Origin of the sequence: Blautia acetigignens (assembly GCF_025566865.1) — a bacterium.
Taxonomy (GTDB): Bacteria; Bacillota; Clostridia; order Lachnospirales; family Lachnospiraceae; genus Blautia_A; species Blautia_A acetigignens.
Window position 1 is genome coordinate 436,825 of sequence record NZ_JAOQJM010000001.1, and the last position, 11,738, is coordinate 448,562.

10 protein-coding genes and 2 pseudogenes are annotated in these 11,738 nt (G+C 47.7%); 1 reads left to right on the forward strand and 11 read right to left on the reverse strand.

The window, feature by feature from the left end; genetic code table 11:
- Nucleotide 1 precedes the first annotated feature (1 nt).
- From OCV70_RS02015 to OCV70_RS19530, 6 genes and pseudogenes are all read right to left on the reverse strand, one after another.
- On the reverse strand, nt 2-976 hold the full coding sequence (locus OCV70_RS02015) for a 4Fe-4S dicluster domain-containing protein (protein ID WP_173765712.1): 975 nt from the start codon (nt 974-976) through the stop codon (nt 2-4).
- Nucleotides 964-1,407 (reverse strand): hydrogenase iron-sulfur subunit, encoded by a 444-nt coding sequence (locus OCV70_RS02020; protein WP_118578139.1) that lies wholly within the window; start codon nt 1,405-1,407, stop codon nt 964-966. The genes OCV70_RS02015 and OCV70_RS02020 overlap by 13 nt, the downstream gene beginning before the upstream one ends.
- Nucleotides 1,398-3,386 (reverse strand): CoB--CoM heterodisulfide reductase iron-sulfur subunit A family protein, encoded by a 1,989-nt coding sequence (locus OCV70_RS02025; RefSeq protein ID WP_173765710.1) that lies wholly within the window; start codon nt 3,384-3,386, stop codon nt 1,398-1,400. Before OCV70_RS02025 ends, OCV70_RS02020 begins: the two co-directional genes overlap by 10 nt.
- Nucleotides 3,387-3,393: 7 nt before the next feature.
- Nucleotides 3,394-3,795 carry a 4Fe-4S dicluster domain-containing protein gene (locus OCV70_RS02030; protein WP_173765708.1) on the reverse strand — a complete coding sequence of 134 codons (402 nt, stop codon included), beginning with the start codon at nt 3,793-3,795 and terminating at the stop codon, nt 3,394-3,396.
- A complete protein-coding gene (locus tag OCV70_RS02035; RefSeq protein WP_117851111.1) occupies nt 3,795-4,589 on the reverse strand; it encodes a CoB--CoM heterodisulfide reductase iron-sulfur subunit B family protein in 795 nt (264 codons plus the stop codon). The genes OCV70_RS02030 and OCV70_RS02035 overlap by 1 nt, the downstream gene beginning before the upstream one ends.
- A pseudogene (locus tag OCV70_RS19530) lies at nt 4,586-4,855 on the reverse strand (DUF6783 domain-containing protein); the annotation flags it as partial. The pseudogene OCV70_RS19530 and the gene OCV70_RS02035, both read right to left, overlap by 4 nt.
- Between OCV70_RS19530 and OCV70_RS19535 the strand changes: the two are divergent.
- Nucleotides 4,793-4,975, forward strand: a pseudogene (locus OCV70_RS19535) (DUF6783 domain-containing protein). The pseudogenes OCV70_RS19530 and OCV70_RS19535 sit on opposite strands and share 63 nt — an antisense overlap.
- Here OCV70_RS19535 and OCV70_RS02040 read toward each other — a convergent pair.
- The 5 genes from OCV70_RS02040 to OCV70_RS02060 form a co-directional block, all read right to left on the reverse strand.
- Nucleotides 4,923-5,870 carry an L-lactate dehydrogenase gene (locus OCV70_RS02040; RefSeq protein WP_021925581.1) on the reverse strand — a complete coding sequence of 316 codons (948 nt, stop codon included), beginning with the start codon at nt 5,868-5,870 and terminating at the stop codon, nt 4,923-4,925. The pseudogene OCV70_RS19535 and the gene OCV70_RS02040 sit on opposite strands and share 53 nt — an antisense overlap.
- 723 nt (nt 5,871-6,593) lie before the next feature.
- Nucleotides 6,594-7,811, reverse strand: a complete 1,218-nt coding sequence (pepT, locus tag OCV70_RS02045) for a peptidase T (RefSeq protein ID WP_173765706.1) — start codon at nt 7,809-7,811, stop codon at nt 6,594-6,596.
- 93 nt (nt 7,812-7,904) lie between these two features.
- Nucleotides 7,905-9,416: a 4Fe-4S dicluster domain-containing protein gene (locus OCV70_RS02050; RefSeq protein WP_173765704.1), complete on the reverse strand. Its 1,512-nt coding sequence runs from the start codon at nt 9,414-9,416 to the stop codon at nt 7,905-7,907.
- A 158-nt stretch (nt 9,417-9,574) separates the two neighbouring features.
- Entirely contained in the window at nt 9,575-10,699 is a 1,125-nt protein-coding gene (locus tag OCV70_RS02055; protein ID WP_173765702.1) for an aldo/keto reductase, read from the reverse strand.
- Between the two features lie 236 nt (nt 10,700-10,935).
- Nucleotides 10,936-11,727, reverse strand: coding sequence for a glycyl-radical enzyme activating protein (locus tag OCV70_RS02060; RefSeq protein WP_021926395.1), 792 nt, complete (start codon nt 11,725-11,727; stop codon nt 10,936-10,938).
- Between the last annotated feature and the right edge of the window lie 11 nt (nt 11,728-11,738).

The window sequence follows — 11,738 nt, forward strand, 5'->3', positions numbered from 1 at the left end:
ATTATCCCCTTTCTGCCACTACGCCAGGCTCTACATCCTCGAATGTAAAGCTGGTCAGCGGGCCTTTTGACTCAGCATCAGCTCCAGCCTGATACTCGCCGTAGAAGGTATCAATATCCTTGATAAACTTACGGTTAAACAGGTGAAGGGGGATACCCTGCGGGCAGACACGGCTGCACTCGCCGCAGTCTGTACATCTTCCGGCAACGTGGAAAGCACGGATGATGTGGAACATTTTCTCCTCGAAGGAATCCACGTTTGCTTTCTGTGCGCTGTCAAACTTGGTGCTGTCAAATACGCATTTGCGGCAGCTGCAGGCCGGACATGCATTACGGCAGGCGTTGCAGCGGATGCATTTGCTAAGCTCCTTCTGGAAAAACGCGAAGCGCTCTTCCGGGCTCATTTTCTCGATCTTCTCTACCTCTGCGAAACGCTCTGCCTCCTTTGTATCCTTGGATTCGCCGATGATCTCATCGTAGATCATGTGCTCTTTTCCCTTGCATACATGGCAGCGCTCCAACATAGCGTCCTTGTAAGCTACGGTCTTGTCGCCGTAAATTGTGGAAATGTGAAGTGTCTCGCACTCATCTGTCAGCTCTGCACCGGAAATGCTTTTGATTCCCTTGATTCCTAACTGGCGAAGCTTTTCCACATTCAGCTTTCCTTTACATCCAACACCGATAATGTAGGCTTTTTCACGGTCTACACGGTGTTCCTTGATCAGCTGGTTAAAACTATAGGTATCACAAGGCTTCAGACAGACAAGGGTTTTTCCCTCTAATTTGGAAGCCTCGATCATCATTTTACTTAAGTTCTGTCCGCAGAAGCCATTGTAAACAAATTCATCCAGGCTTTCTGCTGTTTCAAAATATGCTGCTTCCGGATTGTAAGGCAGGTCTCCGGCTTTCCAGCCAAGAACACGCTCTACGGTTCCATCAGCCAGCAGTTCTTTTGCACGGGCGATCAGTTCCTGCATCTTAAATCCTCCAATCTGACGTTTTTACCCAGGGAATGGATTTTTTCCACAAACTCATTCATGGTCTGGGAGAATTTTACACCTTCTGCGGCAGATACCCACTCTACACGGGTACGTCCGTTTTCCACGCCGATAAAGTCCAGCATGGAGAACAGAAGGGTCATACGTCTTCTTGCATAATAGTTTCCTGTTGTGTAATGACAGTCTCCCGGATGGCAGCCACACATGATCACTCCGTCAGCACCCTTTTCAAAGGCACGGAGAATGAACATTGGATTTACACGGCAAGAGCATGGCACACGAATAATCTTTACATCAGCCGGATAGGAAAGGCGGCTGCTTCCTGCAAGGTCTGCACCTGCGTAGCTGCACCAGTTACAGCAGAATGCCACGATCTTGGGTCTGAATTCTTCTTTTGCTTCTATCGACATATTGCATCTACCTCCGCTAAAATCTGTCTGTTGGAGAATCCCTGCAGATCCATTGCTCCGGACGGGCAGGTTACGGTACATGCACCGCAGCCCTGGCAAAGAGCATTGTTTACTACTGCAATTCTTCTTGTTTCACGGATTCCGTGGTCATTTACCTGTTTTTCCTCATAGGAAATAGCACCATATGGACACACATTTGCACACTGAGAGCATCCATTGCAAAGAAGCTCATCAGAGTGAGCGGTACATGGATTGGTTGTCAGCTTGTCCTTTGCAAGAAGGCCGATTGCCTTTACTGCTGCTGCCCCAGCCTGCGCTACTGTTTCCGGAATATCCTTTGGTCCCTGGCATACACCGGAAAGGAAAATACCAGCTGTAGGAGACTCTACCGGACGAAGCTTTGCATGTGCTTCTGTGAGGAAGTTGTTGGTATCAATACTTGCGGTAAGCATAGTTGCAATTTTTCTTACATCCTTGTTTGGCTCAATAGCAGCTGCAAGAACTACCATGTCTGCTTCCATAAGAATCTGTTTGTTTTCAAGGAGATCAGAAGCCTGAACCATAAGAGTTCCATCCGGCTGCGGAATAACCTTTCCAACCTGACCTTTTACATAATTTACACCGTAATCCTCAACAGCTCTTCTATAGAACTCATCGAAGTTCTTACCAGGAGTACGAACGTCAATATAGAATACAGTTACGTTTGTATCCGGATATTTATCGCGGATCAGCATTGCATGCTTTGCAGTATACATACAACAGATTTTGGAGCAGTAGCTCTTTCCTCTCTCGTCAGAGCAGCGGCTTCCAACACACTGTACGAATACGATATTCTTAGGAGCTTTTCCATCGGAAAGTCTCTCAAGATGACCCTTTGTAGGTCCTGCTGCATTCATGATACGCTCAAGCTCAAGGGATGTGATAACATCCTTACTCTGGCTGTATGCATACTCATCATATTTATCAAGAGGGATTACATCGAAACCGGTTGCAACTACAATTGCGCCGTATTTCTGTGTAATGATCTCATCCTTCTGCTCGTAATCGATTGCGCCGGCTGCGCAGGCCTTGGAGCAGGCACCGCATTTTCCGGTTTTGAACTTGATACAGTTCTCACGGTCGATTACCGGAACATTTGGGATTGCCTGGGCAAACGGAATGTAAATAGCACTTCTGTTGTTCAGGCCGCGGTTAAATTCGTTTGGATTTTTCTTGGACGGACATTTGGAGGAGCAGACACCGCATCCTGTACATTTGTCCATATCTACGCTTCTTGCTTTTTTACGGATATCTACGGTGAAGTCACCAACGAAGCCGCTTACCTTCTCAACCTCACTGTATGTATAAATGTTGATTTTCTCATGTGCTGCAGCCTCTACCATCTTCGGAGTGAGGATACATGCGGAACAGTCCAGTGTTGGGAAAGTCTTGTCAAGCTGTGACATTCTTCCTCCGATACTTGGAAGCTTCTCAACAATGTCAACCTCGTATCCAGCCTCTGCAATATCAAGTGCAGACTGGATTCCGGCAATACCGCCGCCGATTACAAGGGCACGCTTTGTTACAAGGCTCTCGCCTGGCTGAAGAGGAGCGTCTAAGTTTACTTTTGCGATTGCGGCTCTGGCAAGGATCACTGCCTTTAAGGTAGCTTCTTCCATATCCTTGTGGATCCAAGAACAGTGCTCACGGATGTTGGCGATCTCTACCATATATGGGTTTAAGCCCGCTTTCTGTGCTGCCTTTCGGAAGGTAGCCTCATGCATACGCGGGGAACAGGAACAGACCACGATTCCTGTCAGATTTTTCTCATGGATGGCATTGATGATCTTGGCCTGTCCTGCTTCGGAACACATATACTGATAGTCTTCTGCATGGACAACACCGGGCTCTTTTGCTGCCATTTCCACTACTTTTTTTACATCAACTGTGGCTGCGATGTTGGTACCACAATGACATACGAATACACCTATTCTCTGCACTTTTCTCTCACCTCCTGTATCTTCTGAATGCACTTACCAGGAGCTGCTGAGGTGTTTCCTCGTCGATCAGTTCCGGAATCTCGTCTGCTTCCAGATAGTTCTGGCCGCGTTCACGGACAACCAGCTGTCTTGCAGCATCGATCAGTTTTCCTGGTTTTACATCTCTTGGGCAGCGCTCTACACAGGCAAAGCAGGAAAGACATTTCCATAAGGATTTGGACTGTGCAAGCGCTTCTATGTTGCCGTTCTGTACATAAGTTACAAACTGGTGAGGCTTGATATCCATTTCATTAAATGCAGGACAGGTTGCGGAGCATTTACCGCATTTCATACATTTCAGGGGATTTACTCCTGAAATCTCTTTGATTCTTTCAGCTGCATTCTGCGCATTTCCATATGTATAAGCCATTACTTTGCCACCTCCTCTTTTACTCCAAGAGCTTCTGCAAGAAGTTCTGTAAAATAGTAAACAGGGAGAGCGCCATTTCCGTTCTTTCTAAGATTATACATGCAAAGAGGACAGGCTGTGATCAGCATGTCTGCTTCGAACCCTTTTGCACTGTCCATGATCTTTTCACACATGTTCTGTGCCATATCTTTTTCCTTCAGGGAAATGTAACCGCCGCAGCACTCATTGCGGTATGGATAGACAACTGGTTCTGCTCCAAGGGCGCGGATGAAATCTTCCATAATAGTCGGATTCTCCGGGTTGTCAAATGCCATGATCTTTCCTGGTCTTAAAAGGAGGCAGCCGTAGTAGGCACCGATTTTTTTGCCTTTTAAGGGATTAACCACTTTCTTTTTGATCTCGTCAAATCCTACTTCGTCACGGAGTACTTCCAGATAATGAAGGACATTTGTCTCTCCTTCGTATGGAGCGTCCAGTTTCAGATAATTATTTGCTCTTGTGCGGATGTCTTCTACATTCTTCATGTCGTCATTCACACGTTTGAGCACATGATGACAGGCTGAACAGACTGTGATCAGATCCTGTCCTTTTTCTTTCGCATCATTTAAAGCACGGACGGAAGAAAGCTTGGTAGCTATCTCATCGCTGCCCAGGGGATATACGCCGCCGCAGCACTGCCAGTCCTTGATCTCTTCCATTTCGAAGCCCAGTGCTTTCGCAGAAGCTCTGGCATAGGCGTCCAGATCTTTTGCCTTATTCTTCAGGGTACATCCTGGATAATAACTGTACTTCATGCTTCTTGTTCCTTTCTTGTTACTGTCCACATGGAGCGTTCTTTCAGGCCCGCCAATGTAAACAGCAGCTGTTTCGGTTGTTCAGGCAAAGGGGAACCCGACTTACCGCTTTTCGCGATAGAAGCCGGGGTATCCTTGCTGATGTAGTTAAATATGATAAGAACCTGGTTCTTAGAGCATGTTTGAAAAAGGCTTTCTGCAAGATGTGCGTCACAATTTGTGGGAGATTTTGTCCGGATGAGGGCGCCGTAGCGGGCTACGGCAACTGAATTCGGGCAAAATATACCGCAAAGTGGGGCGTGCAGATCGCGGGAATGATTTTTCAAACACGCTCTAGAGCTCGATCTGCGCGATTACTTCTTTTAATGCGTTGGCACTCTTCTTAAGAAGCTCTACTTCCTCTTTGTTCATGCGCATCTGAACTTTCCCCTGGATTCCGTTTGGCCCTACAAGAGTAAGGGTACTCAGGCACACATCTTCAATTCCGTATTCGCCATGGAGCATGGAGGATACGGTTGCAAGGGAATCAGAAGCAGCCAGGATCAGGCCTACCAGCTGGCACACAGTTGCGGATACTGCGTAGAAGGTTGCGCCTTTCTTTGCAATAACTTTTCCGCCGGATTTCTGTACATATTCCAGCATGGCTTCTTTGTCCAGAGGTTTTACATCCTTGCCGTGTGCTTTCATTTCTTCGTAGTACTCATCTGTGCTGAGACCGGAAATGTAAGCACCTGTCCACGGGATAAAGGAGGTATCGCCGTGCTCACCGAATACGTAAGCGTGAATATTTCCCTGTGCTACCTGGAAGTGCTCGGAGAGTCCGTAACGAAGTCTTGCTGTGTCAAGGATGGTTCCGGATCCCATAATCTGATTCTCCGGAAGACCGGAAATCTTGGTAAATACGTAGGTCATGATGTCTACCGGATTGCTTACGATGATGTACTTGGCATTTGGAGCTTCTTTTACAATCTGAGGAGTGATGCTCTTCAGGATGTTGACATTTGTCTGAGTAAGCTCAATTCGTGTCTGTCCAGGTTTACGGGCAATTCCGGATGTGATGATTACGATGTCGGAATCTTTGGCGTCTGCGTAATCTCCTGCTACCAGGGATACAGGACTTCTGAAGCAGGTTCCCTGCTCAATGTCCATGACTTCGCCTTCGACCTTTTCCTTGTTGATGTCGATCAGAACGATTTCGGAAGCGATTTCATCATGTGCCAGTGTGTAGGCGATTGTGGAGCCGACGCTTCCAGCTCCGATAATGGTAATTTTGCTGCTCATAATAAACTCCTTTCGTGGGGTTTGTGGGATTGTGTCAACTTTTCCAGCGGGTTTGGTTGTTTTTCCGTGGGATTCGTTAGGTTTCCCTGTGTGTTGCCCTTTGTTTCTTGTTTATTTTTTAACAATCACAGTTAGAAAAAAAGCGGGTAAAACTTTATTTTCTGCCTTGTGACATGGCCTGACCCAGAAACACAGTATTATTTTGTCCTGTTTTCCTGGGTTAAGTCATGTCACATTGTGTTTTTTTGCAAACTTTTTCTCAACAAAGGACTTTTCCCTCTTTGTCTCCGCATAAAATATTGGTTTTTCTCCGCTTTATTTAAAATACCACAATGACAATCTTTTAACAACATTTTTTTGAAATTTTTTATCATTTTTTAGGGGCTTCTACACATTGTACAAAATTGCATCGGGATTTTTGGTGGTTTTGTTGGGAGAGTTTTTCAGGGCGGACGCACTTTCGCAGCTGCGATTCCACGCAGGTCGGTGCAACATTCCGCCAAGCTAACTGCTAACTGCGACTAAGACGCTCGGGAGAGCCCTCTCGTCTAAGTCTCCGTAAGCAGTGGATCTCGTCTCCATTAAGGGCGCACCTGAAATGACCTGCTTAGGAATAGCAGCTGTGAAAGTGCTGGTCACTGAAAAAAAGCCCCTCCGATAATTAATGCACAATCGGAGAGGCTTTCGTGGATGCCCAAAATTTAGTACTGCTGAAGGGTAGAATTAAAGGGCGTATAATTTTACAATATTCTTCAGGTTTTCTACGGCGTAGTCCATGCCTTCTATCGTGATGTGTTCGCAGGGGCCGTGGAAGGCGTAGCCGCCGGTGCCCAGGTTGGGGCAGGGGAGGCCCATGAAAGAAAGGCGGGCGCCGTCGGTGCCGCCGCGGATGGCTACGGTTACGGGATTCAGGCCGGATTCCTGAACGGCTTTTTTGGCGTTGTCGATCAGGTGCATGCAGGGCTCAATCTTTTCTTTCATATTGCGGTACTGCTCTTTGATGGTGAGTGTGACGGTTCCTTCGCCGTATTTCTCGTTGAGAAGCTTGGCAATGTGACGCATCATCTCCTGGCGGCAGGCGAACATGGCGCTGTCGTGGTCGCGGATGATGTAATCCAGGCTTGCATCGGATACGTCACCACTCATTTCACAGAGATGGAAAAAGCCTTCATACTCTTCTGTGTTTGCCGGAGTGTCTCCTGCTGGGAGCATGCTGTTGAACTCCATGGCAACCAGGGCGGCATTGATCATGGTATTTTTGCTGCTGCCCGGATGCACGGAGAAGCCTTTGATCTTTACCTTGGCGCCTGCCGCGTTGAAATTCTCGTACTCGATTTCATTTTCTGCGCCGCCGTCTACGGTGTAGGCAAAATCAGCTCCGAAGCCTTCTACATCGAAGAAATCAGCGCCTCGGCCAACTTCCTCGTCCGGGGTAAAGCCGATGCAGATTTTTCCATGTGGGATGTTTTCTTTTATAATCTGCTCTGCCATAGTCATGATCTCTGCTACTCCAGCCTTATCGTCTGCGCCGAGAAGAGTGGTACCGTCAGTGGTGATCAGGGTTCTTCCCTTCAGATCTGCCAGATGTGGGAAATCCTTGAGGGTAAGGGTGTATTCGCTTTCTCCAAGCTTTACATCGGTTCCATCATAGTCCGGGATAATCTGGGGATTCACATTCTCCCCGGAAAAATCAGGTGCAGTATCCATGTGGGCAATGAAGCCGATTGCCGGCTTGTCCTCAAGGCCTGCTGTCGCCGGGATCACTCCGTAGACATAGCATTTGTCATCAATGCGCACATCCTGTACTCCAATACTTTTCAGCTCCTTGGCCAGCTGATTTCCAAGATCAAACTGGCGGCTGGTAGATGGCACTATTTCCTGCTCATCCTCACTTGTGGTATATACCTTTACATAATTCAGCAATCGTTCGTATGCACGCATTTCGATTTCTCCTTTTTCATTTTAAATTATCCGTTCAGAGCCTTCATAGTTATACGCTTCACGACACCCCAAAGGCAAAAACGGACATGCCTCTTACAGTTCTTCCAGCTTCTCAAGCTCGCCGCCAAAGGAAGTATCCATACATTCCTCAAATGCGGCTTCCTTCTTCATTTTCTCTAGTGCCATTCCGGCTTTCTTTACAGTCTGCACCGTTCCGGCTCCGGCTATACATCCGCCTGGACAGGCCATTCCTTCCAGCAGATAGCCGTTGTACTTTCCTGCTTTGGCGGACATCATCATCTTTTTGCACTCCTGCAGGCCGTTAGCGCTGACTACCTTCACTTCTCGGTCCGGGTCCATACGCTTTATAGCCTTTACCACAGCTGCTGCAACACCGCCGCTGGCAGCGAATCCACGGCCGTCACTGCTTGCCTGGGAAAGAGGCTCTCCTTCCGGAATACTTCCGAAGTCCACATCTTTGGCTTCGAACATTCCCTGTACTTCCTCAAAAGTAAGCACAAAATCCACATAGCTTCGAACGCTCTTACGGCTTGCTTCCAGCTTCTTAGCTGCGCAGGGGCCCACAAACACGATCTTGCAGTCCGGGTTCTCCTGCTTTAGAAGTCTGGCAGTAAGCACCATAGGGGTCAGTGCCATGGAAATGCAGTTTGCATACTGGGGGAACATTTTCTTCGCCATTACAGACCATGCCGGACAGCAGGAGGTTCCCATAAACGGGATCTTCTCCGGTACCTCTTCCATGAAGTCTTTGGCCTCCTCAATGGTACAAAGGTCCGCTCCAACTGCTACCTCCTTGATATCCGTGAATCCAAGAGCCTTAAAGGCACCGCGAATCTGGGTATTTTTCAGTGCCGGCTCAAACTGTCCTGCCACTGCCGGCGCTACGATGGCATAGACCGGAGTCTCACTCTTTAACGCCATAATGGTCTGATAAATCTGTCCCTTGTCCACAATGGCACTGAACGGACAGCTTACCAGGCACATTCCGCAGGAAACGCACTTGTCATGATCAATCTCTGCCCTTCCATATTCATCGGAATGGATAGCATTCATTCCGCAGGCCTTTGCACATGGTCTTTCCTGTTTGATAATGGCATTATATGGACAGGCTTCCATACATTTGCCGCATTTGATACATTTTTCCTGATCGATTACAGACCTGCCATTCTCCATATGAATGGCATTCTTGGGACAGACCTCCTGACATGGGTGCTCCAGGCAGCCCTGACAGCCTTCTGTCACCAGGACTCTTTTCTCCGGGCAGGAATTGCAGGCAAATTTGATAATATTAATAAGCGGCGGCTCATAATATTTCTCCTCAATAAGGCTCGCCTCCACCCCTTTGGAAATCGGGGCATGCTCGGAAATGTTGCGCAGGGGCAGTCCCATTGCCACACGCAGCCTCTCTCCTACAATGGCTCTTTCCAGGAAAATACTGTCACGGTATGTGGCAACTTCTCCTGGCAGGATCTTGTATGGAAGCTCGTCCATTTCCTTCTCAATATCGCCCTCGTAGGCAAGACGGGCGATTTCAGTAAAAATCTGGTGTCTGATCTTGGCCTTTGATGAGTATAATCCTCTCATTCTCACTTCTCCTTTATCTGTAAGTTTTGCACCAGCCAGATTTTACCGCATTCAATCCAACTGCTTTTATCTTGTATTTTTATGCCTCCGCTCATATAGATGTTCAGGGCAAACTACCTTTCCCTGCATCTTCCTATATCATACACAAAAATCACCAATTATTCAAATGTCTTTGCGGCTTCTTCCAGATATTCTGTGATTGGCAGGTGCTGCGGGCAGTGTTCCTCACACTGTCGGCATCCTACACAGTCAGATGCTTTTCCGTGGCCTTCTTTTTCGGTACGGTCTTTGTAGATGGATTTGGCTGACGCCAGCTGGCCTTCTCCAAACATGCTGATCCGGTTCAGAAGCTTGAAATAATCCGGGATTGCAATTTTCATTGGACATCCGTCTGTGCAATAGCGGCAGCCTGTGCACGGCACCTTTTCTTTGGATTTGATGATTGCCGCAGATTTGGCAACAAGGTCTTTTTCCTCATCGGAAAGCGGGGCAAAATCCTTCATATAGGAAAGATTATCCTCCACCTGCTGCTCATCGCTCATACCGCTCAGTACCATAAATACATTTTCCTGGGATGCAGCAAAACGGATGGCCCAGGATGCCACAGACATTTCCGGTCTGGCGCCCTTTAACAGTGCTTCTGCCTCTGCTGGAACATTCGCCAGCATGCCGCCTTTGATGGGCTCCATAACCAGAACCGGCTTGCCATATTTCACACAGACCTCATAGCATTTGCGGGACTGTACCTCGCTATCCTCCCAGTCTGCATAGTTCAGCTGAAGCTGCACATATTCCATTTCCGGATGTCTTGTGAGGATCTTGTCCAGTACCTCTGCTTTGTCATGGAAAGAGAAGCCCACATGCTTAACAAGTCCCTTCGCTTTCTTTTCCAGCATAAAGTCAAAAGCGCCCCACTCTTCTGCCTGCTTCGCAGCACCTTCATCCAGGGAATGGAGCAGATAGTAATCGAAATATTCCACGCCGCAGTTTTCCAGCTGTTTTTCAAAAAATCCAGGCATTTCAGAGGCTTCCTTCAGCATGAAAAGGGAAAGCTTATCTGTGATTGTGTAGGCTTCTCTTGGGTAGCGCTTTGCTACTGCCTCCCGAAAGGCCTGCTCACTGTTTCCGCTGTGATAGCATGCTGCTGTATCAAAATAGGTGAAGCCTTCTGCCAGGAACCGGTCTGCCAGATGACAGACTCTTTCTACATCTACCTTGCTTTTGTCTGCTTCGTCCACTGCCGGAAGTCTCATCAGTCCAAAGCCTAATTTTTTAACGCTCATTTCATTATCCTCCTGTTTTTTCATAACGTTGTGCAAAAAATCCGCACAGTGCTTTTGGGGAAATATCTTTATATTGCACGCTTATATGATAGATGTCAATATAACAGCGTATAGATTTTTCCTTTTCGCGTGTGCGGGAAAGACAATAGTCCCACAGGTTTTTGTCCCCGTCAAAATATAAAAAAGGCCAGAATTCCAGTTCAAAATTCTGACCCCTTATCATTTTAATTTCATTCTCATCCACCAATCTGGCAGTCCAGATCACAGACAGAGTGAACCGCTTTCTTCAGAAGCTCCATGTGCTCCGGTTCCGGAGGAAGGATCTCCGGCAGCTTGTACTCTCTTCCAAGCCAGTCATACTTATCCTGTCCAAGGCGATGGTAAGGAAGAAGGTGAATCTTCTTCACTCCCGGTAAAGTGGACGCAAAAGAAGCGATAGACTTGATTTCCTCCACGCTGTCATTAAAGGTTGGAACGACTGGAACGCGGATTACCAGATTGGTCTGCCCGGATAAGGCAACCTTTCTGGCATTCTCAAGCGCCAGTCCGTTGGGCTTGCCTGTAAACTGTTCATGCTTGACCTGATTGGTATGTTTGATATCCATCAGGTAAGTATCCAGATAGGGCAGAACCATCTCAATATTTTTCCAGGGAACACATGCCATGCTCTCAATGGCGGTATTGATTCCCCGCTCCTTTGCAGCGCGGAGAAGGTCACGGGCAAACTGCGGCTGGCAAAGACATTCCCCTCCGGAAAGAGTCATGCCGCCGCCGGAACGGTAATAATAAGGGCGGTCTTTCTCCACCAGCTCGATCATTTCCCGAACAGTTACATCCCGTCCCATGGTCTTCACACCGTCCGGGGTTTTCATGGTCTGGATCTTGTATTCCTGGGACTCCGGATTGCAGCACCACTGGCACCGCAGCACGCATCCCTTCAGAAATACGATGGTACGGATTCCCGGACCATCATGGATGGAATAACGCTGGACGTCAAAGATACGTCCTGTGGTATCTAAATATTCCATAGATTTCTCCA

Bases quoted from the DNA above. Each gene is read 5' to 3' on its own strand.
- OCV70_RS02015 (WP_173765712.1), bottom strand. From the start codon at position 976: ATGCAGGAACTGATCGCCCGTGCAAAAGAACTGCTGGCTGATGGAACC.
- pepT (WP_173765706.1), bottom strand. From the start codon at position 7,811: ATGCGTGCATACGAACGATTGCTGAATTATGTAAAGGTATATACCACA.
- OCV70_RS02035 (WP_117851111.1), bottom strand. From the start codon at position 4,589: ATGAAGTACAGTTATTATCCAGGATGTACCCTGAAGAATAAGGCAAAA.
- OCV70_RS02060 (WP_021926395.1), bottom strand. From the start codon at position 11,727: ATGGAATATTTAGATACCACAGGACGTATCTTTGACGTCCAGCGTTAT.
- OCV70_RS02040 (WP_021925581.1), bottom strand. From the start codon at position 5,870: ATGAGCAGCAAAATTACCATTATCGGAGCTGGAAGCGTCGGCTCCACA.
- OCV70_RS02020 (WP_118578139.1), bottom strand. From the start codon at position 1,407: ATGTCGATAGAAGCAAAAGAAGAATTCAGACCCAAGATCGTGGCATTC.
- OCV70_RS02050 (WP_173765704.1), bottom strand. From the start codon at position 9,416: ATGAGAGGATTATACTCATCAAAGGCCAAGATCAGACACCAGATTTTT.
- OCV70_RS02030 (WP_173765708.1), bottom strand. From the start codon at position 3,795: ATGGCTTATACATATGGAAATGCGCAGAATGCAGCTGAAAGAATCAAA.
- OCV70_RS02055 (WP_173765702.1), bottom strand. From the start codon at position 10,699: ATGAGCGTTAAAAAATTAGGCTTTGGACTGATGAGACTTCCGGCAGTG.